The 22716-nt window shown below is 60.1% G+C and carries 19 protein-coding genes; 10 read left to right on the top strand and 9 right to left on the bottom strand.

Annotation, left to right across the window (positions count from 1 at the left end; translation table 11 throughout):
* Positions 1-26 precede the first annotated feature (26 nt).
* Both SALMUC_RS07260 and SALMUC_RS28100 read right to left on the bottom strand, forming a co-directional pair.
* The gene (locus SALMUC_RS07260) at positions 27-1325 is read right to left on the bottom strand and encodes a hypothetical protein (protein WP_020665190.1); all 1299 of its coding nucleotides are present in this window, start codon (positions 1323-1325) and stop codon (positions 27-29) included.
* Between the two features lie 18 nt (positions 1326-1343).
* Positions 1344-1631: a hypothetical protein gene (locus SALMUC_RS28100; protein ID WP_020038203.1), complete on the bottom strand. Its 288-nt coding sequence runs from the start codon at positions 1629-1631 to the stop codon at positions 1344-1346.
* Positions 1632-1719: 88 nt separating this feature from the next.
* Between SALMUC_RS28100 and SALMUC_RS28095 the strand changes: the two genes are divergently transcribed.
* From SALMUC_RS28095 to SALMUC_RS29630, 3 genes are all read left to right on the top strand, one after another.
* A complete protein-coding gene (locus SALMUC_RS28095) occupies positions 1720-2382 on the top strand; it encodes a hypothetical protein (protein ID WP_156883421.1) in 663 nt (220 codons plus the stop codon).
* A gap of 2146 nt (positions 2383-4528) precedes the next feature.
* Positions 4529-5242 (top strand): ParA family protein, encoded by a 714-nt coding sequence (locus tag SALMUC_RS07250; RefSeq protein WP_020038201.1) that lies wholly within the window; start codon positions 4529-4531, stop codon positions 5240-5242.
* 10 nt (positions 5243-5252) lie between these two features.
* Positions 5253-5978 (top strand): hypothetical protein, encoded by a 726-nt coding sequence (locus SALMUC_RS29630; protein WP_156883420.1) that lies wholly within the window; start codon positions 5253-5255, stop codon positions 5976-5978.
* Positions 5979-6198: 220 nt separating this feature from the next.
* Here SALMUC_RS29630 and SALMUC_RS07240 read toward each other — a convergent pair whose 3' ends face one another.
* From SALMUC_RS07240 to SALMUC_RS07220, 5 genes are all read right to left on the bottom strand, one after another.
* On the bottom strand, positions 6199-7839 hold the full coding sequence (locus tag SALMUC_RS07240) for a DNA topoisomerase (RefSeq protein ID WP_020038198.1): 1641 nt from the start codon (positions 7837-7839) through the stop codon (positions 6199-6201).
* Between the two features lies 1 nt (position 7840).
* The gene (locus SALMUC_RS07235) at positions 7841-9049 is read right to left on the bottom strand and encodes a hypothetical protein (protein ID WP_156883419.1); all 1209 of its coding nucleotides are present in this window, start codon (positions 9047-9049) and stop codon (positions 7841-7843) included.
* A 24-nt stretch (positions 9050-9073) separates the two neighbouring features.
* A complete protein-coding gene (locus SALMUC_RS07230) occupies positions 9074-10300 on the bottom strand; it encodes a hypothetical protein (RefSeq protein ID WP_021119996.1) in 1227 nt (408 codons plus the stop codon).
* 12 nt (positions 10301-10312) lie between these two features.
* Positions 10313-11086 carry a hypothetical protein gene (locus tag SALMUC_RS07225; RefSeq protein ID WP_156883418.1) on the bottom strand — a complete coding sequence of 258 codons (774 nt, stop codon included), beginning with the start codon at positions 11084-11086 and terminating at the stop codon, positions 10313-10315.
* 65 nt (positions 11087-11151) lie between these two features.
* Positions 11152-11643 carry a hypothetical protein gene (locus SALMUC_RS07220; protein ID WP_020038194.1) on the bottom strand — a complete coding sequence of 164 codons (492 nt, stop codon included), beginning with the start codon at positions 11641-11643 and terminating at the stop codon, positions 11152-11154.
* A 78-nt stretch (positions 11644-11721) separates the two neighbouring features.
* Here SALMUC_RS07220 and SALMUC_RS07215 point away from each other — a divergent pair, with 78 nt between their 5' ends.
* Both SALMUC_RS07215 and SALMUC_RS30975 read left to right on the top strand, forming a co-directional pair.
* Positions 11722-11934 (top strand): hypothetical protein, encoded by a 213-nt coding sequence (locus SALMUC_RS07215; protein ID WP_020038193.1) that lies wholly within the window; start codon positions 11722-11724, stop codon positions 11932-11934.
* 89 nt (positions 11935-12023) lie between these two features.
* The gene (locus SALMUC_RS30975; protein WP_020038192.1) at positions 12024-12536 is read left to right on the top strand and encodes a DUF2312 domain-containing protein; all 513 of its coding nucleotides are present in this window, start codon (positions 12024-12026) and stop codon (positions 12534-12536) included.
* Between the two features lies 1 nt (position 12537).
* On the opposite strand, the gene SALMUC_RS07200 is transcribed toward SALMUC_RS30975, so the two are convergent.
* Positions 12538-13029, bottom strand: coding sequence for a hypothetical protein (locus tag SALMUC_RS07200; protein WP_020038191.1), 492 nt, complete (start codon positions 13027-13029; stop codon positions 12538-12540).
* Between the two features lie 81 nt (positions 13030-13110).
* Between SALMUC_RS07200 and SALMUC_RS07195 the strand changes: the two genes are divergently transcribed.
* The 4 genes from SALMUC_RS07195 (at position 13111) to SALMUC_RS28090 (ending at position 18453) form a co-directional block, all read left to right on the top strand.
* The gene (locus SALMUC_RS07195) at positions 13111-14184 is read left to right on the top strand and encodes a hypothetical protein (RefSeq protein ID WP_020038190.1); all 1074 of its coding nucleotides are present in this window, start codon (positions 13111-13113) and stop codon (positions 14182-14184) included.
* Between the two features lie 45 nt (positions 14185-14229).
* Complete coding sequence (locus tag SALMUC_RS07190; protein ID WP_020038189.1) at positions 14230-15066, top strand: prepilin peptidase; 837 nt, start codon at positions 14230-14232, stop codon at positions 15064-15066.
* A 120-nt stretch (positions 15067-15186) separates the two neighbouring features.
* Positions 15187-17862 carry an AAA family ATPase gene (locus SALMUC_RS07185; RefSeq protein WP_020038188.1) on the top strand — a complete coding sequence of 892 codons (2676 nt, stop codon included), beginning with the start codon at positions 15187-15189 and terminating at the stop codon, positions 17860-17862.
* Positions 17863-17868: 6 nt separating this feature from the next.
* On the top strand, positions 17869-18453 hold the full coding sequence (locus tag SALMUC_RS28090) for a 3'-5' exonuclease (protein WP_020038187.1): 585 nt from the start codon (positions 17869-17871) through the stop codon (positions 18451-18453).
* A 28-nt stretch (positions 18454-18481) separates the two neighbouring features.
* On the opposite strand, the gene SALMUC_RS07175 is transcribed toward SALMUC_RS28090, so the two are convergent.
* Complete coding sequence (locus tag SALMUC_RS07175) at positions 18482-18982, bottom strand: hypothetical protein (RefSeq protein ID WP_020038186.1); 501 nt, start codon at positions 18980-18982, stop codon at positions 18482-18484.
* Positions 18983-19723: 741 nt separating this feature from the next.
* On the opposite strand from SALMUC_RS07175, the gene SALMUC_RS07170 reads away from it, so the two are divergent.
* A complete protein-coding gene (locus SALMUC_RS07170; RefSeq protein WP_020038185.1) occupies positions 19724-22714 on the top strand; it encodes an ATP-binding protein in 2991 nt (996 codons plus the stop codon).
* Positions 22715-22716 lie beyond the last annotated feature (2 nt).

Here is a 22716-nt window from a genome sequence, read left to right as displayed (position 1 = left end):
CAATGCGCCAGTCCGGCAAACTTCCGCTACGGGAGCGGTGGCCGGACTTCTGTTCTTGCCTGATCGCCCGGATCTCGGGGCACTTGTGTCCGCGCGGCTGGCCGAAAGCTTTTAATCGGCGCCGCCGCCGGGGCTGGCGCCAGCGCGGCTTCCAGTGTCTTCGTTTCAACAGAGGGACAGGCGACCTGGCGTTCCGCGTCGGTCAGGGACGCATCGGCAAGGTCCTGGAGCTGCGTGGATATGTTCTCGACAGGCACGGAATTCCCATCGGCCATTTCCGCACCCATCTTCGCCGAGGCCACGAATCCGCCGGTGAGAACGACCGCCGTGATCGCGGCCACACCCATTCGGCGGGCGATGGCCACCATCGGCATGGCAGCGCGTTTCGGGGTCATGGTCGCGTAGCCACGGCTCTTCCCTGAAAAGAAGCGATCCAGTTTCTGTTCGCGGGGCGCACCGCGCGTCCGGGACTTGGCACCAGTATTGAACCGGGCGGCATAGGAACGCGCTCTTTGCGTGCTCACATTGGATGCTGAATCCTCTGCAGGTGCCGCGTCCGGGTGCGTCTGCCGAGGCGGCTTCGAGGTGCGGAGGTCCCAGAACTTGTCGCCATCGGGACCGAGCGAGATTCTGTCCTCTGACGAGGCGGCCGGGCTTGTCGCGGCTTCGGTGTCCTTGTCGGGTCCCCGCGGCTGATCCATAGTGTCAGGCTCGTCGGATGTGTCGACAGCCGAACCGGACTCGAGACCATCCGGCGACGCGCCGATATCCGAGAGCAATGCCTCGGCATCCGCGATTGGGTCTTTCAAGGTGGCGCCCAACTGCGAAGCGATGTCGGCAATCTCGTCCTTTTCGAAGGACCTGGGTTCGTCGACCTCGCTTTGATGTGTCTGTTTGGCGTTGTTTGCTGGCGTTCCGAATGACAGTCCCTCGGAAACCTCGCTGATCGGGATACGCACAGATGACGTGGAGTCTGCACTTCTCCGGTTACGACCGTATCTGCCGAGCCGGCCTCGAGGTGCGGACGCTCCGAAGCCTCCGGTCTCGAAGGAAGCATCTTCCAGGTCATCCGCTGCGCCATCCAGGTCGGACTCATCGGCGGAGACAGTCACGTTATCTTTCGAAATTGTGTCGGCCTTGAGATCGGACGTGCTTGCGTTTTCGGCTTTCGACGGAGCGCTTTCAGAGGGTGCACCCGCCTCGGCGCTCGCCGTCGCCCTGCGGCGGCGTCCCAGACGCCCTGCCCGCTTCGAGCTCGACGTGCCGAAGTCCTCCTGGTCGTCGTCGACGTCCATCTGGTTGTCGTCGAAATCGTTCTCGTCCATTTCCGCGGCCTCTTGTTGTCACTCTATGGAGATGTTTTCGAAGATTTGAATTTTTCCACTCTCCCGGACCTGCGCGATCATGACTTCGTTGTCCCTGTGGATACGGTCGTAGACGGACTGGACGCGGAGCTCGAAGTCTACGCGCGGAAGGTCATCCTGCAGGATCCGGATGCGACCGTTCTCCTTTCGGAGCACGACGGGAAGCTTCGATGTCAGGCCTGCGAAGTCGATACATATGAGCACGGCCCCGTCTTCAGCGATCCTGATGTCTGCGTAATCGAGAGGGCTTGGGGTCGAATTTTCCATTGCCATTCTATCCGTGTGTGAGTAAAGACCGTTTCTTGAGATGTGCGAGGAAATAAGAATAGAGTTACAGGCAGAGAGGCCGGCCTTCGTGTCGGATGCGGTCTGGCATGCCATACCGACTGATGTGCGCGCGCCGGTACTGCAGGATGCATCGACTGGCGTACGCACCGGTGAACCACAGAGGCGCGCGTTCTGGAGTGCAGTGCGGCGACTCCTCGAGCAAGACCTCTTCGACGACTTCCAAGTCGAGCGGACATACGGTGAGTTCGCCTGGCCATTGATCGTCGCGAATTCCGAGGATGATCTGAACCGTGTTACCGAAGCGCTGTTGAAAGCAAAGGCAACTGAACACTGGGACACCCCGGTCTCGAGCATGACGCCCGATGAGTTTTGGATGTCTCTTGAGGTTCCCGTGCCACAGCTGACGTGCGTATATTGCGGAAGCCCCCTTTGGTACGGCGATGTCGAAGAAGGCGAGATCGCATTGCATTCGTCATGTGCTGACGGGATGTCTCACCTGAAGCGCACTGTTTTTGAGATGGTGGTCGGCGAAACGGAACCCGAGACATTTTCGGACGGTGATCAGACTGCGCCCTGCGGTGCAGATGCCGGTTCGCCGAACAGTGTAACATCAATGGCAGAGCCCCCTGCCCCGCCGGCGGTCGATGGCGAGCTTGATGTGGAAGCGCTGCTGGACCTGTTTCCTGGAGGCCCGGTGGCCAGACCTTCAGGTTCGGAACCAGACCTCTGACGGCATTTGGGCTCATTGCCCCCGGGATGTACTCGGCTAAGCCATGTGATGGTCACTGTGTGGATATTGTGTGGTCTTGGTGTGGATCCGGGTGTTCCACCTGATGGACGTCACGAGCAGGTTGGATGGAGTCTGAATGTATGGAGTTGGTTGGCGTGAGTGTTGAACGTCTCTGATTTTGGCGCGGCTTACTTCGTCGAACTCAGCAGGTCATTCTTTCCTGCTTCGTGTGTCGGGTCCGATGTTCATGAATGTCGCGGTTTCGTTGCCGGACGCGGCCGTTTGCCGCTCGGGAGAGCCCTAAAAATGGATGAGAATTACAAGCGAAATGGATCAATACTGGATGTGATTTTCACTCGGTGCGGTCCCAAAATGTATGAGATACGCGCACCGGCGCCCGACGTGGGTTCGTTCCAGATGCGGAGTTCGCACAACGTACGTCCGTGCGATATTCAGGAGGTATCCACCATGGTGCCACTTAGTGTGCGCTGTGTCTGCGATCTTAGTTCCCTAGGTCAGGGATTTTTGGGTATGTTTGAGCGTTTCGTGATCTGGTCGCCGGAGCGGATGCCGAAGGACTGGATTCTATCTGTACTCGGACTGGAGGGTAAATGGCCCCGGGGTGCTTGCTTAGTGAACCTAAACTGTGCCTGACCACTCTTGAAGCCAAGTCCTGGAAAGCTCGATCTTGGTCTGCGAGATCCCGAAGAAGGCGTGCATTGATCCAGACGGAGTAGCCTGGCCTTCAAGGGTGGCTGTGCGTCACACGTCAATTGGATATCCATTTGGTGTGCGAGATGAGTGAAGGGCTAGTCCATGTTGGGTCAAAAGTTGATCGTGTATCCGGGCGGGGCTGTTCCGTTGGGTACCCACCCTGCATATCGTTTGTCGGTCACCTGGATATCCAGTTCGGGGGCAAAACCTATCCGGGATGCATGCTAACGGTTTTCTGTGTGCGTGCATGGCTGTGCTTCCGGTTTCCTGTCTCGACAGAGCACGGCCCTGGATCGGATATGGGGTGGATATCCAGTTCATGCACAGACCGCGGGCAGCATAGGTACAGTGATCGTCCAGGGGTTCGACGATGCACGGTCTCGGAAAACATGCAGTATGAGTGAGGTCGGTTTGAACGGCACAGTCCTCGGTCATGCAGGTATCCAGTTCCTAGCCATAGAGGAGCCACAAGCGGGCCGAATGGTGTTCATGCGGTATGCAGGGACTGGAGGTACCGACCTGCAGGTGGCGAAACAGGGAAACACTGCATACGCGCTGAAGGTGCTCTGCATATCCAAACCATTGCCAACCGAGGGCCAATTCCTTGACTGAATGCATCCACTCATAGCGCTTCGGAGGTCGCGATCCGGGGCCTGTCAGTGGGCAATATGTATCCACTACGCATCCGAAGCGGATTCTTGATATATTCAGTATTCATCCAGTGGGATGTCCACCCAGGGGCCGGGGTTAGGTTGATAGCTAGTCCAACGCACGAAGATGCCATGGGCATCGAGAAGGGGGCTATGAAGGAAGGCCACACGCACACCAGGGAGCCATCCCGTGTCCTCATCAGTGCTGGATCGTGAGGCTACCTCATCCAGTTCGTGTCCAAACTTGATCCGACTACCCGACTTTGGAGAAAGTTTGGATCCAGATTGCAAACGAAATGGCCTTGGACAGGATCTAAACTGAATATCTGGCGAGCTTGGCCGGCAGCGTGGATGGCAGGTGTCCCCGTGGACAGTTCGGACCGGGTTCTCTTTGGGGGGTTCTAACGCAGCGCCCAAAAACAGGGGAAGACGAAGAGCGATGGCTGGTGCGGGTAGGGTTTCCTCGGGCGCGTCGTCCTTCAGGTGCCCCATCTTGGAAGGCCAGGAGCCCCTGCCTGCGAACTCCATCCATGAGGCTGGACCAGTGGTGAACGCTCATTCCCCGCAAGGTGGTAGATGGCCATGCAGGATTCGGTTCTTGGTCGAAGCGGGGCATGTTCAAGTGCGGTCTATGTCCACTTAGCGTGGCATCTATGTCTATGTCGGTAGCAATCTGTACCCACTGGAGCGCCAGAAGACAGCCAATGTCTTGCCTGATGTCCGGAGTTGGCGCATGCTGAGGAAAAACAACGGCAGAAGCACAGGCAGAACGGAGAGCAGCAATGCCCGTAATTTCATGTTCGTCGCCCAAGGGGGGCGTGGGGAAATCCACCTTGTCGGTCGTTCTCGCAACGGAGTTCGCGGCTAGGGGGATCGATGTCGTGATCGTCGACACAGATCCCAACGAGGCGTGTCAAAACTGGAAGGCCGCCGATCCGGACGCGACTGATATCCTCGTCGTCTCGGAGCGTGATGAGAAAAACATCCTCTCGACGATCAGGCAGCATGACAGGGATGGCTGTGTTGTCATCGTCGACCTGGAGGGCGTTGCTTCGATGTTGAACTCCCGCGCGATGATGCGGTCGGACCTGGTCCTGATCGTCTCGCGTGCCGCGAAAGTCGACCTGGACTGTGCGCACAAGGCAGCGGAAGCGATCCATGTCGAAGAGGACACGCTTGGTCGTGACATCGCGCACGCGGTCGTCTTTACGCAAACCCCGTACATTCTTACCCAAGAGGCCAGGAGCGTCATCGAGGTCGTGCGCGGGTCCGGGATTGATCTGGTGACGCCGTTCCTGTCTCACCGAACGCACTATTCGCTACTTCACTCTTACGGTGGTGGTCTACGACAGCTTCCCGAGCACAAGTCTCTGCCGAACGCGATTTCTGAGGCTGAACGGCTGACCGATAGCGTCTATGGGCTCCTCGTGGATGCCATCCGGCAGACGTCGGGAGACAAGAAAGCCGAAGCTGCTTTGAACGTCGCGGCCGAGTGAGGGAAGACAGATGAGCAATTCAGAACGCAAGAAAGACCTCACCAGCATCATGGCGGGATCGTTCGCGGGACGGCGCTCCGCGCGATCCCCGGCGAGTGCGCTGAAATCAGTCCCGAAGCCGGACGATGATGAAGAAAAGCTCGAAAGGGTCAGCAAGTCCGGCGGCTTGGCCGGGTACGGAGTCAGTCGGTCGGCCCAGCCGGACGAGGTCCTCGATCCGGAAAGTCAGCCGGAGGTCGAGGTCAAAGATCAGACTTCGGGTAGTCCTCAAGCCGCTCCTGAGAGTCCGACAGCATCAGAAGCTTCCCCCAAACCTTCGTTCAGTCTCGGTTTTTCGGTCGGGAATGAGCCGAAATCGCGGATCCGGGTCAACGTTTCCCAGCAGATGATCGAGGAAGTCAACTCGCTTCGCACTCACCAGCCCGCTCTGAACCTGACCGCCATCAGCGGAACGATGTGGTCCATGTACAAAGCCGACATGGGCGTTGCTTTCGATGACACCGGAGCGTTGGTCGCGTTCGATGTGCTGAAACAGCAAAAGCTGCTGGCCGGGAACCGGGTAGGGCAGGGGGCTGATGTCCTGATTTTTCCGGTTACCGAGACAAACAAGCGGGAGATCACGACGCTGAAAAAGTCCGTTGGGGGACTGGTTTACAGGGCGATCCTCGAACGGAGCTGGGAACTGTACAAGAAGGAAATGGAATTCGTCTTCGTCGACGGTGAGCTCCAGACCTGAGAGTTCGGGCTGTGTGAACTTGAGTGCCGGCCCGTGTACATGGTGCCGGCACTTTTTGTTTTGACCCTGTGCAGGCCGGCGTAGGTCCATGGACGGATGGTAGCTGAATTGAGTCCGAACCGTGTCCAATCGATATCCAATGGTCGCAGGATGTCAGGTATGGAGCCAATCAATGTGCAGTTCGGCTGCAGAGTGTTGCATTCCCGAAATCATATCGTGTTCAGTGCTTGAGCTCGGCCTCGCGTGTTTGGTCTGCCTGCACGTCGGAGCCACCGTCAATACGCTGAATATCCATTTCGTATGCATTCTCAGTACGCGGGGCATCCGGTTCAAGGTCGCCGAGCATCTGATTGGAAAGGTTGTCAGGAAGCGAGCCGGCGATCTTCTCGGCCAGGATACTCCATGGTTCCCGATCCGGATCATCCATCATCTCCGGCAGGATCCGGTCGCAGGCCTTCTCGATCAGGTTCGACAGTTGCGGGTTCAACAATTCGTCCGGGGATGCGGCAGCCCATGCCTGGCCCTTGTCCGTGAGCTGGAGGTTGTCGTCGCAAAGGCCGCGGCTCATGAAACTGTCGATGTGGTTCGCCCATGTGCTGGGGCGACCGAGGCCCAACGCGACCGCTTTTTCCAGTAGAACGGTTTCCGGCATGCGCTGCGTGGTCGAGCTTTCCTGGAATGTCTTCTCACCGGGAAAACGCGGCCCGATCTCGCGTGTCCAGTTCCGGCTGGCGACGAATTTCGAAACCTTGTCGTCGAAGCCCTGCGTTTTCAGGAAGTCCTCGATCTCGGCGGAGTGGGCGGCCTGGCGTTCGCGAGACAAGGAGGACCGCACCATGTTCCTGGCAACCATGGTGCGGACACCGTGGTCGTCGCCGAGTTTCCTGGGATCCTTCGAGACGTCGACATCGCCGATAGGGTAGGGGGCGTCGTGCACGTCTTCGTCGCCTTTCGCGGAGATACGGTCAGCTTTCCCGCGAAATCCTGATTTCCTGATCATTCGCTCGAGTCGGCGCTGGGCCCCTTTACTAACGCCTTTCGAGTTCGAGCGCGGGTAGGACATCTGCCCGGTCTCGTACATGCTCTGGAGACTCTTGGCGCTCTCCTTCGGCGTCATTCCGAGCTCGTCACCCGCGCGGACCATGATCTCACCCATGTGCATGGCATCACCGGGCGCCGGCTTCCGGGCACGCATGTCGATGGCCGGGAAACTCAGGGCAGTGAGCTTGTCGGCGATCTCCGGCGTGATCGTCTTGTTGGTGTCGAACTCGGTGGCCCAGGGGGCATCGCCATCCTTGGCCGGCGCGACCAGCCGTACCTTGACGGTCCCCAGCTTGTCGCCGTGCTTGGACAGCATGCCAAGCAGCCCTGTCGAGACACGGCCGACGCCGATGCCATCCCGGCTGAAGCTGTGCCCGATCATGCGGTCGATGATGGCCCGGGTTCTTCCGGGAACGGCGTCGGATTTCCGGACGGGGTAGACATCCGCCAGGCTCGCTTCGATGGAGGCCGTGTCCATGCCCTTGAGCTTCATCCGGTAAATTTCAGGATTTATGTCCTTCACAAGTTCATGGACATCCCATGCGATGACGTCGCCCTCGGCATCGGCGTCCGTGGCAACGTAGATGGTCTCCGCTTCTCGGGCCGCCTTGCGCAGGTACCAGATGGCCTTGTCGTTGCGGGCCGTGCGCTTGTGATCCCGGAATGTCTTGTCGATCCCGAGATCGCCGAGGTCTTCCGGCATTTCGTAGAGATGCCCGCTGGTGGCCTGCACCGCGGCATCATGTCCGAGCGTTTTCAGGATGTGTTCGAGCGCCCGGATCTTGCCGGGCGCTTCGATGACGAACAGGGACGCGACCATGTCAGTTGCTGTTGATCGCGTCGACGATGGTGTCGTTGTCCTCGAGCTGGTCTCGCTGGAGCGATACGCCCTCGTTGATGGCGGCCAGGGTCGCAGCCTGAAGGACGCCCATCTGGTCGACTTTCTTGTATAGCTCGTTGTTCTGGTGCGCCATCCATCCGAGAGTCATGGCGACGTCCTTGAGGATCCCGACCTCCGTGTAGTCCTGGTCTGCGGCATCGTAGTCTTTCGACAGCCATTCCTGCGAGCGGATCTGCATGCCCATGGCGTAGCTCATGCCGTTCGGGAAATCCGACTCCTCGTAGCCTGCCATTTTCGTGGCCGTCTCGATGACCCGTTCTTGCGAGGCGTCCATCTTGTTCGAGTTCGGATTCCGGTTGTGGCAGTAGTCGAGCATCACCTTCTGGGCAATCGACATCCGGCTTTGCGACGTGAAGATCGCACGCTGCTGAACGGCGGAGTCCACGGTCGCTTTCGAAGAGGTATTGACAATCCCTTCGCCGCCCAGGCCGGCGGTGTTCTTCATCAGGGCACGGCAGCCCTCGAACACCTGGTCGGAAGAGTAGTTGATCCCGGAAAACATCGATTTGCCGGCATCGTAGTTCATGCCCTGGAGATTGGGTGCCACGGGTGCGGCGCAGTACCCTTGGGACGCGAGAGCCGGATCGCAGAATTTGTTGGCCTGGTCCTTGAGCTCCATTTCGGCCTTCTGCTCCATGGAGTCGTAACGACGCGGCGCACCGGAGCCGCCCACGGGTGTCCCGAGATTCCAGGATGCAAGTTGTTCCAGAGTGTTCAGGGTCTGCTGGCTGAGACGTTCCTCCGGACGATTGAAGACATCGCTTTCGGCCACGCGGGTGCGGATCACGCATTCCTGGTGGGACACGGCCGAGTTTTTCAGGGCCTCGAACTTCTGCCGTTCGATCTCGCGCTGGCGCGCCCGCTCGTCCATCAGCTGCCGCATGTTGGCCTCGGAGCTGATCTGCTCCTTCAGGTTCCCCGACAGCTGGCCGGTCTGCTCGAATTGGGTTTCCCTGATCGCCCGAAGGAGGGCACTTAGGCTATCCCCGACGCTTTCCAGCGTTCCGTCTGTGGCGATGTCTGAAGGCATGCCACCTCCCAAGAATGCCAAGGCTGGCATCGGGCTGGCGATGATGGTGGCCGAGAGGACAGCCGCGACCGCCTTGTTTGCGAATGTCTTGGTCATCATGAAATCTCTCATACTGAATTTCGATTATTGCTGAACGAAGAGGCTGTCGAAACCACCCGCGGCCGGGTCTGAGTTCACGCCTCCGGTGTCGCCGAACCCGCCGGTGTCACCTCCGCCGGTTCCCCCGCCGAGGCCGAAGTTCACGCCGGATGTGTTCGAATTGTAGGACGTGGTGATGGCGCCGAAATTGCCGAGCGGGCCGACGTTCATCCCTTCGGTGGAGAGCTCGCCGGCCAGTTGCTGGAGTTGCCCGGTCAGGCCACCCGTCTGCTCCGCGACCATCTGGTTGACCTGGCTGCAGGCCATGTCCATCGCCTGGCTTCCGATATCCGATAGGGACGGCGCCGAGAACAGGATGTCCAACCCGCCGGTGAAGGCGAAGTCGATGCATGACATCTGGCCGAAGGGTTGTTGCAGCTGGCTGAACCCCATGGTGTCGTCCTGGGCTGCTGCGGCGATCCCTTCGACATAGGCATTCGAGGTTTCCTGCATGCCCTGGCTGACTGCCGGCGCGCATTCAACAAGAACTTCCAGGGTGCCTTCACCGGGTGTGTAGGTACCATCCGTGATTTCCGAAATGTCGACGCCTTCGAACTCCTCCATGCGGTTCATCAGGTAGTTCTGGAGCTCCTGCACATTCGAGAAGCCGTTGGCGGCCAAAACCTCATCGATATCATCGATATTCGCTAGGGCGCTCGCCGAGAAACCTCCGTTGGCCCAGGTGTTCATCGCGCCGGGCCCGAGAAACCAGGAGCCCCCTAGCATGCCGGCTTCGTTGATGGTCACGCCGTTTACTGTCTGGCCAATGGCGCCCGTTGCATTGGAATTGAGCGAATTCCACATGGATGTCGCGAGTTCACCTGCCATCGCGTCCTGAACCGTTCTTCCCGCATCGGACATGAGGAGGTCTTCATAGGATGACACACCCATGTTCCTGGCCTTGTCGGTGAAAACGGCATCGCCCCAGTTCCCGGCGCCGGCCTCGATGTATCCGTGGTCTTCCCAGTTGGCGAGAAGGATCTGGTATTTCCCGACCGCGGTGGTCCCTTGTCCGATGCCGGTTCCGATTGAATCTCCGGGCCCAGCGCCGTTGTCGGCCGCGTATCCGTCATTCGGATAACCCGAACTCTCCTGGCTCGCGGTCTGATCCGCCCATTCAAGGAAGCCGGCCATGGCCGGGATCGGCGCAGACGCGACAGCGAGAATGCAGACACCAGATGCGAGAAGGGCCCTTTTTCTTTGAAATGCCATGCTTGAAACCTCTTATTTCCCGGGCGCGGCCAGGGACATGAACGTGTCTTTTCTGGAATAATCTTGCCCGTCGAAAGCATAGGACGAGAAGCCGAAGCGCCCGAAAGTATAGATTTCACCGTCACCGATCCCGAGGCGAGCTGCATTGGAAATCAGGTCCGCGACCTTGTTTCCGTCCGCATCGAAGACCAAAACCGGGCAGGCGTTCGTGCCCGTGCAGTCCGGGATGATCTTCGACTTCACGACGCTTTCCAGGCTCCCGTCGCCATTGAGATCAACGCGTTCACGCGTCACCTTGGACAGCTCGCGAACATCCGGATCTGCGGCCTCGGCCCGCGAGAGGGATCCGGAGGGCTCGCTGATCTCTTCGATCTCGGTGAATTCGGCCGGCCTGGGCTCGTAGACACCGTTCATCCAGGACCACTGCACGTTGCGGTCGCCGAAAATGTGGCGAACGCCTTGTTGCTTGGTCCGGCCGACCGCGAGTGAGGATGTCGTGGTGTCCAGGATCTCCTGCCACTGATTTCCAGAGAAGTAGAGGATAGCGTGGTCGCAGCGGCCCCCGCTGCAGGTGTCATCGAAACGAACGCCGATCTCGGCATTGCCGTCGTCGTCGAGATCCATGATCGCGGTCGACATCGCCTGGGACCGCCCGTATTTCGACTGTGCCGCTCCGAGGGCGCCGCCGTTGTCCCCTTCGACGAAGGAAATGGTGTTTGCAGACTGGGCCATTGCCATTCCCGCGGAGACCGCAAGGACAAGAGCGGGTAGAAATGCTTGCTTCATGATTCAATCCTTTGTTGCGATATATGCGCAGGGCAGGTTTCCTGCAAAAAATGCCCACGAATTCGTTATTGCGGGGGCGCAGCGGGAGCGTCCGGCTCAGGGTCCGGCTCAATGTCCGGTGCTTGGTCGATGGCCGCATCGTTGAGCGCGGAGAGAGCGACCGAGTCCAGGTTGGAGGTATAGACGCGCGCGGCCACGGCCTCGTTGAAGGCCTTGATGTCCTCGATAAAGAGCACCTGGGTTTCCGAGTGCCCGCCGCCTTCGCTGTCCTCGGCCTCGGTGATCTCTTTGAAGACTTTCACCTGGTAGGGGTACGTCTTCGCCGTGATGGCAGCCAGGAGCCGGATCCGCCCGATGCGACCGAGCGCCCGAAGCTCCTCGGTGGATCCCTCGAGAAGAGTCTTGAGATCGGCAAGCTCTGTTTCGGCGAGCTTGGTAGACAGGGCCTTCAGATCCTCACGGTCCGGATCCGGCAGGTCACTCTTGATCGCCTTCTGAAAGTCGTTCGGCAGCTTCGCGTACCATTGCGCGAGAGAACTGATGTCGAGAGAGATCATGTTTTATTCACCTGCCGTCTCATTTGAGGAAGACGTTGTCCGACAGCGTAAACAGGAATTGAAAAGCAGGAGGCAGACATGACGACACGCGGATTCCCGGGACGGGTTACCGGTGCACACGATCACGAGGATTTCGTCCAGGAGGCGGATATCCGGGCCATCGAGGGGACGTTCCTCGCCCAGACGCTCGCACCGGCTGCGCCGGCCGCGACCCAGGAAGAGACTTTCGACCACACGATGGACCAGACGCCCGATCCCGAACCGGGACAGGCGCCCACACCTTTCTCCTGAGGAAAGGAAACTGCCACCAAGAATAGATGTTGATTGTGTCTATTCTTGGTGCTAGACACTCGCTCACTGCCATTTGGAAGGAAAGACCTTTGAGCGAAGAAGAGCCCAGTGTCGAAGGCGCGGAGCGCCTCGGGAGCTTCATCGAGCGCATCGAGACCCTCGAGGAAGAAAAGTCCGAGTTCACCGAGCAGATCAAGGAAGTGAAGGAAGAGGCCAAGGCCCAAGGCTTCGAGCCGAAGGTGATCACGGCCGTCCTGAAAATCCGGAAGCAGCCGCCGGGAGAACAGGAAGAGTTCAACACGCTGCTCGACACCTACCTGACCGCGCTGGGCATGGAGACGCCCGAACGGATGGGGGATGTGGGTGAACTCGAGGGCGGCGAGAGCGAGCTGTCCGGCTTCATCCAGCGCCTCGAGAACCTCGAGGAGGAAAAGAAGGAGGTCGCTGAGCAGGTCAAGGAAGTGAAGGCCGAGGCCAAGGGCGAAGGCTTCGATCCGAAGATCCTCAACGCGCTCCTGAAAATCCGCAAGCAGGGCCCGGCCGAGGCCACGGAATTCGAGATGAAGGTGGAAACCTATCTCGCGGCCGTGGGCACTTCGTAGGCTAGCTCGGAAGGTCGCTCCAGTGGTTCTTGAGCTGGAGTGAAACAGACAGGAAAGGGGTCTTCTCGAACACCGGGACGACCCCTTTTCCGTTTTTCACCCGCTTGAGTTCGAGCTTGTCGGTCGTCTTGTGTGCCCACGCATTGAACAGACCGGTGGTGAACGGGATCCACAGGCGCATGGGAACCGGGTCCGGCTCCACGCTGTCCACCTGCCGGATGTCCCTGGCCGCGAGGGCGAGCCAGTCCCGGTTCTTGTGACCCAGGATAAATCCGGCGCTCGACCAATCGATGGACTTGATTGCCTTGCTGTCATGGACGCCGACGCCCAGCGCCGGTGTTTTCCGATCCGAGTCCTCGTCGACCCCCATGGCAAAGCGCGCGGCGCCGATGTCGTTCAGGAAGATGTCTCGCTTTCGGATCACGGCCATGGCCCGCTTGTTGAGGTAGGCGTACCAGATCAGGAAGGGGTGTTCGTCTCTCGAAGTCTGCAAGGCGCTGTCCGTCAGTCAATTTTAAGGACCAGTTATCCTTACCGAATATATCCCGGGTAAACGCCTTTCCCGGAGACAGACATGGCGCGGATCGTTCCAGCCAAACCGAAGACGAAGACGGACCACGGAGACTCGTTGCTGACCCGCTTGCAATCGGAGATCGGCGACGAGACGATCATTTTTCAGAATGTTCCGTCCACAGGTGGACTTCTTTGCATGGCCCCGGGGAAGCTTCCGGTTGTGGTCCGATGCGTCGAGACCGTCGGAGCGGTCGATCTTGATGCCCAGGAGATCACGACCGGACACCAGGCAGTGGATATCCCGGATCTCATGGCGGAGGCGACGGAGGCTTCCCAGGGCCACGGCCTCGGTCCGGTTGGCGTGATCGTACTGTCTGCGACGGAGTGCGCCAGGTCCTCTCTTCCGCGGGTGGACGGAATTGCGGAAGCAGCGGTGACGCCTGACCTCGCCGAGGTTGCCGGCGCGATGCGTGTCCAGACCAGCAAGCTTTCGGTCGCCGACATCGAGGCGATCCTGCAGTCACTTGCGCCGGGGGCATCGGCCTACGAGCCGGGCACGGTCACCAAGGCCCAGGCCAATTGGCGAGAGACCCTCCCGGGGGAGCAACCTCTCCCTGAAACCGCGGTCACGTCCCCGGCGCAGGTCTCGACTGAGAAATTCAGACTCAACGACGGATCCCCGAAGCGCGTCCAGCATCTGGAGAAAATGGTCACCTCACTGGTCGACAACCTCGCGAAGGACCGGGACATCTTCGCGGCCGGGCTCGCGGTCGACGCCTCCTTCGTTGGTGCGAGTGACGCTTTTCTGCCGGTCCTCCTGGTGGCAGCCTCCGAGAAATGGTCTCCGGTGGTGGCCAAGGTGGGTCGCGGCGGTTTCGATGTACGTCTCAAACGGGACACCGAGGCCCTGGTCGGGTTCCGGGTGGCCGATGTTCTCGCCTCCTCGCCTTACCTGCTGTTCATGCCCATCGCCCGGGTCGTCCGCGCGGGTGAGACCGGAGAGGGCATTGAGCTCGACAACCTCTTCGCGGTCTTCTCACGCTGGCTGCAAAAATATGATCTCGGGGATGCTCGCATCGAGGACGTGACCGTGTCCATTGCCTTGCAGGATCTTGGCGGCGAAAATCAGGATTAAGCAGACGCGGCTACATCGGTGTCCGGATTATCACGGATGTCGCCCATGTATTTTTTCGACCAGCTGGCCGGTTACCTCACCAATGCGAGTGACCATGCCCCGTGGCTTCTGCTCGGTTATCTTGCCCTGATTGGCGGCCTCCTGGCGTCCTTTGGTGGCCTGGTGATTGATCGGCTCCCGCACCAGCTCGAGTGGGTGGACGAGCCCGATCCGAAACTGACGCTCTGGAGCCCCCGATCCCGCTGCGACCAATGTGGCCGGAGATTGCGGATCCTGGAAATGGTCCCGGTGCTTGGGTGGTTCGTGGCCCGGGGTCGGTGTGGCAACTGCCTCCAGAGCGTATCCAGGGTATATCCACTGTCTGAGCTGGGAATGGCAGTCGCCTTTCCGACGATCTTCGTTTTCGTGCCCGGCACCGTAGAAGCGCTGATCCTGATGCTGTTCGCCTGGGTGGGGTTCGTGATTTCAATGATCGATCTCCGGCATCACTGGATCCCGGCGGTCATTACGACGCCGATGCTTTGGCTCGGCCTGCTTGCCAGTCCGTTTGAGGCCGACGTTTTCCAGCGGGTGGTCGGAGCGGCCGCCGCGGGCGGGGTCATCTGGGTGAGCTTCTTTCTGGTGTCCATTCTCACTCGCCGGCCGCTTCTCGACATGTGGTCGGGAGGGGACGTCGCATTTCTCATGATGGCGGGCGCCTGGTTCGGCGTGGAGGCGGTGATCTGCCTCATTTTCCTGGGATCGGTCTTCTTCATCTGTCACGAGCGAACGGTCTACTACCGGACCGGCGAAAGGTGGGTTCCCTTCGGGCCCTCTCTGTCCGCGGCATTCCTGATCGTGGCGGCTCTCGAGGCCCTTGGTGTCGGCCTGCATTTCGCCTGACAGCGTGGGCGAAGGATACTTTGTGGGCAGGGTCCGGGTTTCTTGCAGTCTGTCAAATAAGTGGCTTCTTGAAGGCAGGCGCGTGCGCATGAATTTACGCGTGCCCAAAGGGATAGATGAATGGCCGCCATTCGGGGTATCGTGAAGAGGGTTCTCAAGGACGGCGACGGTCCACAGGATCGGAGCTTTGCCGTCGTGTCCTACGAAAAGGATGACGGGACCCTGTCCGAGGTTCGTCTCGGCGGCCGGATGGGCGGACTGGGCGAAGGGGACTGCTTTTCGGCCGAGGGCCAGTGGCGAACCAGCGAATACCGCGGCAAGACGCAGCACATCTTCAACGCTCGCAGCATACGGCCGGATTTCCCGAAAACGAGAAACGGCGTCGTTTCCTGGCTGAAGGCAATCCTGCCGGCTGAAAAGACCGGCCTGGGTCCCGCCGACATCGAGGCGGCCATCGACAGTCATGACGACGCGGAGCAGGTCGTCAGGACCCCCGACAATCTGATTGCGAAGTCCTCCGACCCCGAGGAGCACGGGGACGTCATCCGGCGTATCGTCGAATTCCGGTCGTCTGCCAAGCGGGCGACCGACATGATGCAGTCCGCCAAGCTCGACACGCCGTCGATCAATCGGATCCTGTCGGCATTCAAGAACGAGACCTACCAGACCCTGCAGCGGAATCCCTACGACATCATGGTCGTGCCGTCGGTCGATTTCGACAAGGCGGATCGCCTCGGAAACCACATGGGTGTGAGTGGCAAGGACCATCGCCGTGTTGTCGCCGCGGGATGGGACTACATCCACAAGGCCGCGAGCCTCGGCGCCTCCTGTGCCCCGGTGGAAGACATCATCACGAATGTCTCCGAACGGTTCTCCCTGGAACGCGACTACGTGAACCAAATCATCCTGGAAAAGATCAGCAGCCGGGATGCGGACAAGTTCCACGCTCTGCAGATCCCCGGCACATCCACCGTCTACGTGATGTCGGAATCGAGCTATCGGAACGAGATCTCTGCGGCTTCCTCATTGCTCAACGTGCTCGAGCGCAACCGCCGCAATGATCCGGACCTGGTTGCCGCCGCCGCGCAGAAGATCCTGGCCGACACCAGGCTGGACGAGCACCAGAAGAAGGCGGTTGAGGTCGGCGTCACGCATCCGATCAGCGTCATTACCGGCGGCCCCGGGACGGGCAAGTCCACGATCCTGGAAAAGCTCATCGAGGTCTCGAAGCAGGTGGAGGACTGCGAGGTTATCGTGACCGCTCCGACGGGCAAGGCGGCGAAGCGGGCGGAAGAGGTCACCGGTGAACAGGGCCAGACCCTGCAGATGCTTCTTGGGCAACATTACGACGAGAAGCGAGGTCGCAACGCCTTCAGGGTAAACCGGGACAATCCGATTCCCGAAAATACGGTCGTGGTCGTCGACGAGGTGTCGATGATGGACAACGAACTGCTGGCAGCACTGTTCTCGGCCATGCCCCAGAGTGGGCGGATCGTCTTGCAGGGTGACAAGAACCAGCTGCCGTCCGTCGGCATCGGACGGGTGCTCGCCGACCTGATGGAAGTAAACATCGACGGCCAGAACGTCGTCCCGACTGCCGAGCTGGTCAACGTCTACCGCCAGGACGAGGACTCCCTGATTTCGAAGGTCGCGGACTCCATCAAGGACGGGGTCGTGCCGGAGCTCAGCGAAAGCCTCCGCGGCGGCGTGATGTTCAAGGAGTGCTCGAGCCGGGAGATCACGTCTCAGATTCTGAACATGGTGCGCCACCAGTTCGTGGCGAAAGGGATCGACCCGGCGCAGGACGTTGCCATCATTGCGCCGCAGGCACCCGGGTTCGGGGGAACGTGGGAAATCAACGCGGCCCTGTCCAAGGAGCTCAATCCGGACGGCGAAGCCATCCCGGGGGTGGTTCGCGGAAAGTACGACGACGAACGCATGCCCCTGCCGAGGGTCGGTGATCGGATCATGCTGACCGACAACGATCACGAGAACAACGTCATGAACGGCGACGTGGGGTTCATCCGAGGGTTCAAGCCGAACGAGAAAAACCCGAACGCGTCGATCATGACGATTGAGTACGACGACGGTCGCGAGGTGGACATGCCGTCTCAAAAGTGGCGGGACCTGATGCTCTCCTATGCCATCACCTGTCACAAGTCCCAGGGTAGCCAGTATCCCATCGTCGTCATGCCGTTCTCGGAAATGCACGAGCGCATGGCTGACCGGTCGCTGGTCTACACGGGATGGACGCGTGCGAAGAAGATGGTCGTCGGCATCGGCAGCAAGGACACCTTCGAAAAGTTCGTGAAGACGGACAAAGCCAGCAAGCGGTTCACGATCCTGCGGCCCATGTTCGAGCACCTGGCCGGGCGTCGGAAAGTGCGTTGTCTCGGAGCGGTGGCCGAGCCGGTGCCTCTCCAGAAACCGCCGAAGATCCCGAGCGGTCGGGCGACGCCGAAAATGCCGGTGAAACCGGCCCAGACATCGCGGCCGGTAAGCAGACCGAAGGTGAACCTGGGCAAGAAGGTCAAGTCCTCTCAGCCGGCGCCGGATGTCGAAGCCGCGCCCACGACCCGGAAGCGGGTCAGCCTCGCCAAAGGGCTGGCCAAGCGCAAGGTCGACACAACACGAGAGGTCAACCCGGCGCCGAAGGATGAGGGCAGGGGGGACACACCGGTGGCGCCCAAGCCCGCCGGTCGGAAGGTGCGCCCCCTGGCAGGACGCATCCGGAAGAAACCCCGGGTAAACGAGGAGGAGGCAGTTGAGGAGCCGCAACCTTCGATGAAGCTCTGATCTGTTTTGAACCTGCTCTCGTTCGACACCGAAACAACCGGGTTGCCCAGTCCCGGTCTTCCGCTGGACCATCCGGTGCAACCGCGCATGGTGCAGCTCGGTGCCGTCCTGTGTGACACCAAAGGCCGTGAGATTCAGGCGCTGAACACACTCATTACGCCGGATGGCTGGCAGGTCGATTACGACAGTGAACAGGTGCACGGCTGGACGACGGAAGACTGTGCCTTCCTCGGGATCCCCGCCGCAGAGGCCATGGCGGCCTTCGCCGATATGTGTGCCCGGGCCGACGTCGTCGGTGCCCATCACCTCGCGTTCGACCGGAGGATCCTGGAAATCGAGGCGGCCTTCCATCCCGAGGCGAAGATGCCCGAATTCCGGAAGGGGATCTGCACCATGATCCGGTCGGCCTCCCTGGTCGGGATCCCCTATGGCGACGGCTACAAGCGCCCCTCACTCGTGGAGGCCGTGAACGCGCTCACCGATGATGAGATCGATGACGACGACCTCCACGACGGGTTTCAGGATGCGCGCTACTGCATGAAGGTCATGCTCGAGCTCGACAATCTCGGTGTGCTCGAAGACGCCCCATGAAGAATCGCGTTTGGCCCTATCTCGGCGCCTATCTCCGGGCATTCTCCAGCCTGTTCCGGAGCTCTGTTGCGGAGACGGGAGCCACGAGCTTCGTCAGCGCGTTCAGACTGATGCTCTTCTGCCCCTCGGGGAGTCGCGAAGTCTCGACCACATAGAAATTCCATTCGGATACGATCCTCTGGTCCGCCCTATCGTGCCAAGCGAAGATGTAAATGTGGGCCATACGTGAGCCTGTATCGTTTGCAACGTAAGTCTCGCCATCGGGATAGTATCCTTTGGGTGTGGCGATAGAAAAGCGCGGCGGGCTTATGGACGGACCCCAGGACTGGTACATTGCCGACTGCTTGATCTCGACCCGAAGCCCGTCCTCCCGCTCTAGGTCCCAAGCAGACCAGTCATTCCCGGTATAGATCCACCCGTCTCCGAGAAGCTCGCACACCATCGCCTCAACCCAGAGTCCTCGCAGGTTATTCTGCATCTCGGGGGCGTCGAACATACTCATTATTCTGGCAAAGATCTTCTCGCGCATACGTTCCGGATGTTCCTTGGCCTCGATGCACAGCCACCGTAGGGCATTCCTTCAGAAAGTTTGGGAAATCGACAATCGTGGACTTTTGGGAAAGTGCGGACGGAGTACAAGACCCGAGCGACGATTCTTGGTCGTCTTTCTCCATGCAGGCCTCAAGCTAGAAACAGAAATTCCATCCTCTCTTGATCGACCATGGGTATCCCCTCTGATCAGTGCCGCTGCACCCAATGGCACCGAAAGAGCAATAGCTCGGAAGCTCAATTACAGATGCTTGGTCATCTGCCCAGAAAATCACGGCGTATTTCGAGAAACTTGTGTAGTCGTAGCTTTTGGTCAGTTTATTGAGCTCTGAGCCCCTCATGACGTCGGCCCGAACCTTATAGCTGGTAGATGTATTGGTGTACGTGGCGCAGACTTTCAGAGTTTCGTAAGCTTGTGCCGCGAACGGCAGTACTGTCAAAATCACGCCGAAAACTGCCGATCTGCACATTGATCACTCTCCCCAAAGCTTACTGAAACTAGTCGCAAAGCTGCTGATGGATCAATGTTTCATCTCATTTTTGAGATTGGGGGCTTGTTCCGTCTGAAACACGAAAATTTCGGAACGTGATGAGGCTGGTGTCAGACCTTCCATGGTTTTCGCCAACACCACGGCATGGGAAGAGCCGCTGATCCCGAACAAACCCTGTTTTCATGTTCCCTGCACAAATGTCTCCGCAGGAAACACGGAGACTCCCGTTCATGGGTATCGCATCGATCAAGTCCGGTCTGGCCTCCGCCCTGGGCGGCATTCTGAAAAAGGACATGGATTCCTTCTTCTTCCTTGAAACCGGCATCTCGGGCACGAACAACGTGGTGGCTGCGGACGGGTCCATCATGTCGGTGATCCGCATCGACGGCCTGAAGAAGATGGCCGGCGCAGAGGAGATGGCCGGCGTCATCGACGAGATGAACCTGAAGTTGTCGAGCTACTTCGACGCCTCGGGGCACGCCCTTCAGGTCTGGTTCGCGCGGGACCCGGATGCCTCCAAGGAACTCGTCTCACGGCTGAATCGCCCGGCCCGGATCGTGTCCGATAAGCTGAAACTCAACCTCGAGGACGTGTTCGACGAACGTGAGAACCACCTGTCTGATTTCATCACCTGGGAGGGATGTTACCTGGCTCTCTGGACCCGGCCGTCGGTTCTCACAAAGACCGAGCTGGAGAGCATCAAGCGCGAGCGGAAGAAACCCGATGCCTGGCCGCAGGCCGCAAGCACGCAGGATGTGTTCCGGGCGTCCCGGCAGCTCATCACGCGCCACGACAGCTTCGTGGCGGCCTTCCTTGCCGACCTCAAGACGCTCAACCTGCGCGCCGACGTCCTCGAAGCTCATGACGCCATCGGCGCGGTCCGCGGCTCCCTCTACCCCGATCTCCAGGGCGCGGACTGGAAGCCGGCCCTTCCGGGGGACAAGGTTTTCCAGAGAAACCCGTCCTGGGCAAAGGGCGACGTGAGCCATCTCTTCGTGCCGCCTCTCAGGGACCAGGTGTTTTCCCGCGGCGGGGAAGTGCTCAGTCCCCGCATCGTGCGGGTCGGCCGGTACAACTTCGCGACGCTGGACATGACGGTCGGCCCGCAGGAGGTTCGGCCGTTCTCCGAGCTTCTGAACCGCATGCTGATGGGCAAGGAGTTCCCATGGCGGGCGAGTTTCCTGCTGGAAGGAAACGGTCTGTCCGGGGAGATGCAGCTGAAATCGACCCTGGCGGCGGTGGTCGGCTTCACGAATTCCGAAAACGTCCAGATCCGCGAAGCCATCAACGCGATGCAGGACCTCAAGCGGAACGGTGAGGAGGTCATCGTCCGGTACCGGGTGTCCTTCGCAACCTGGGCCCCGGTCGATAATGTCCGTCTTCTTGAGGAGCGTGTATCTCAGCTGCAGCGGTCGGTGGAAAGCTGGGGGTATTGCGGGGTCACCTCGAGTTCCGGGGATCCGCTGGCGTCCTTCATGTCCTCGGCGCTGGGCGTGGATGTCGCCTCCACCGGTGCGGCCGGCGCGCCGCCCATGCGCGATGCGCTCTACATGATGCCCTGGAACAGGGATGCCTCTCCCTGGGAGAAGGGATCGGTGTTGTTCCGGACGCCGGATGGGCGCCCCTGGCCCTACGAGCCCGGCTCGTCCAAGCAGTCCACTTTCATCGACCTGATTTTCGCGCCTCCGGGCTATGCGAAGTCGGTGTTCCTGAATACCACGAACCTCGCGCTCTGCCTTTCGCCCAGCGCGACGTCTTCCTCGTCCGGGGTGCAGCTTCCGCGCGTGGCGATCATCGACATCGGTCCCTCGTCGTCCGGTCTCATTTCGCTGATCAAGGAAGCCTTGCCCGCCGACAAGCGCCACCAGGCGCAGTACAGGCGTCTGCGGATGATCAAGGATCACGCGATCAACCCGTTCGATACCCAGCTGGGGTGCCGGTACCCCCTGCCGCTGGAGCGTGCATTCCTGGTGAACTTCCTGTCCATTCTGGGTACACCGGTGGGCGACAAGGCGCCTCCGTCCGGACTTTCGGACCTGGCCGGCATGGTGGTCGACGAGGTCTACAAGGAGCTCGATGACCAGTCGCGTCGCGGCAACCCGCGCCTCTACAGCCCGCAGGAAGACGAGGCCGTCGATGCGGCCCTGAAGCGCTACGACATCAAGCTGGACGAGGAGGCAACCTGGTGGGACGTGGTCGACAAGCTTTTCGAGGTCGGTGACCTGCATGCAGCAACGCTCGCCCAGCGCTTCGCCGTTCCCTTGATCCAGGATCTCAACGTGGTGGTTCGCAAGACCCAGGTCCAGGACGTGCACGGATCGGCGAAGACGACCACCGGTGAACCTCTGATCGATGTCTTCCAGAGGATGATTTCCTCCGCGCTGCGGGAGTACGAGATCCTGACTGTCCCGACCCGCTTCGACATCGGCGACAGCCGGGTGGTGTCCCTGGATATCGACGAGGCGGCGCCCCGCGGCGGGGATCCGGCCGACAAGCAGACCTCGCTGGTCTACATGCTGGCCAGGTTCGTTCTGGCCCGCGACTTCTATCTCAACGAAGAGGTCGTTCATCTCATCCCGGAGAGCTACCAGCGCCACCATGAGAAGCGGATCAACGCGCTTCGTGAAATCCCCAAGAAGATCGTGATGGACGAGTTCCACCGGACGAAGTCGACACCCCAGGTGCGCGACCAGGTCATGGTCGACCTGCGCGAGGGCCGGAAATGGGGCGTCCACATCGCCCTGGCCTCCCAGCTTCTGGAAGACTTCGACGACAGCATGGTCGACGTGGCGACCGGTGTCTGGATCATGGGGGTGGGTACCGAGCGCGCAGCCAAGAAAGCCAACGAGATTTTCGGGCTGTCGCCTGCCGCTAACCGGGTCCTGAGGACCAAGCTGAACGGTCCCGGACCCCGTGGCGCTCCGTTCCTGGCGATCCTGAATTTGAAGGACGGGGCCCACGAGCACCTGCTCTACAATACGTTGGGGCCGATGGAGCTGTGGGCGTTTTCCACCACGCCTGAGGATGCGAAGATTCGGAACAGCCTCTATAACAGGATCGGCCCCCAGGAAGCGCGGCGCCGCCTCGCCAAGCGATGGGCGAACGGCAGCGCGAAAGCCGACGTCGAACTCCGGACGGCGCGCCTCGCCGAGCAGGGTCTTCAACTGGACGATGACCAGGGTGTCATCGAGGGGCTGGTCGACGAACTGGCGGAGGACTGATC

Source organism: Salipiger mucosus DSM 16094 (genome assembly GCF_000442255.1).
Lineage (GTDB): Bacteria > Pseudomonadota > Alphaproteobacteria > Rhodobacterales > Rhodobacteraceae > Salipiger > Salipiger mucosus.
The sequence above is the reverse complement of the archived record's forward strand: the minus strand, read 5'-3'. Positions and strand labels throughout refer to the sequence as shown.

Coding starts and splice junctions, on each gene's coding strand:
- SALMUC_RS07260 (WP_020665190.1), bottom strand. CDS start 1,325: ATGGACGAGAACGATTTCGACGACAACCAGATGGACGTCGACGACGAC.
- SALMUC_RS28100 (WP_020038203.1), bottom strand. CDS start 1,631: ATGGAAAATTCGACCCCAAGCCCTCTCGATTACGCAGACATCAGGATC.
- SALMUC_RS07250 (WP_020038201.1), top strand. CDS start 4,529: ATGCCCGTAATTTCATGTTCGTCGCCCAAGGGGGGCGTGGGGAAATCC.
- SALMUC_RS29630 (WP_156883420.1), top strand. CDS start 5,253: ATGAGCAATTCAGAACGCAAGAAAGACCTCACCAGCATCATGGCGGGA.
- SALMUC_RS07240 (WP_020038198.1), bottom strand. CDS start 7,839: ATGGTCGCGTCCCTGTTCGTCATCGAAGCGCCCGGCAAGATCCGGGCG.
- SALMUC_RS07235 (WP_156883419.1), bottom strand. CDS start 9,049: ATGATGACCAAGACATTCGCAAACAAGGCGGTCGCGGCTGTCCTCTCG.
- SALMUC_RS07230 (WP_021119996.1), bottom strand. CDS start 10,300: ATGGCATTTCAAAGAAAAAGGGCCCTTCTCGCATCTGGTGTCTGCATT.
- SALMUC_RS07225 (WP_156883418.1), bottom strand. CDS start 11,086: ATGAAGCAAGCATTTCTACCCGCTCTTGTCCTTGCGGTCTCCGCGGGA.
- SALMUC_RS07220 (WP_020038194.1), bottom strand. CDS start 11,643: ATGATCTCTCTCGACATCAGTTCTCTCGCGCAATGGTACGCGAAGCTG.
- SALMUC_RS07215 (WP_020038193.1), top strand. CDS start 11,722: ATGACGACACGCGGATTCCCGGGACGGGTTACCGGTGCACACGATCAC.
- SALMUC_RS07195 (WP_020038190.1), top strand. CDS start 13,111: ATGGCGCGGATCGTTCCAGCCAAACCGAAGACGAAGACGGACCACGGA.
- SALMUC_RS07190 (WP_020038189.1), top strand. CDS start 14,230: ATGTATTTTTTCGACCAGCTGGCCGGTTACCTCACCAATGCGAGTGAC.
- SALMUC_RS07185 (WP_020038188.1), top strand. CDS start 15,187: ATGGCCGCCATTCGGGGTATCGTGAAGAGGGTTCTCAAGGACGGCGAC.
- SALMUC_RS07175 (WP_020038186.1), bottom strand. CDS start 18,982: ATGCGCGAGAAGATCTTTGCCAGAATAATGAGTATGTTCGACGCCCCC.
- SALMUC_RS07170 (WP_020038185.1), top strand. CDS start 19,724: ATGGGTATCGCATCGATCAAGTCCGGTCTGGCCTCCGCCCTGGGCGGC.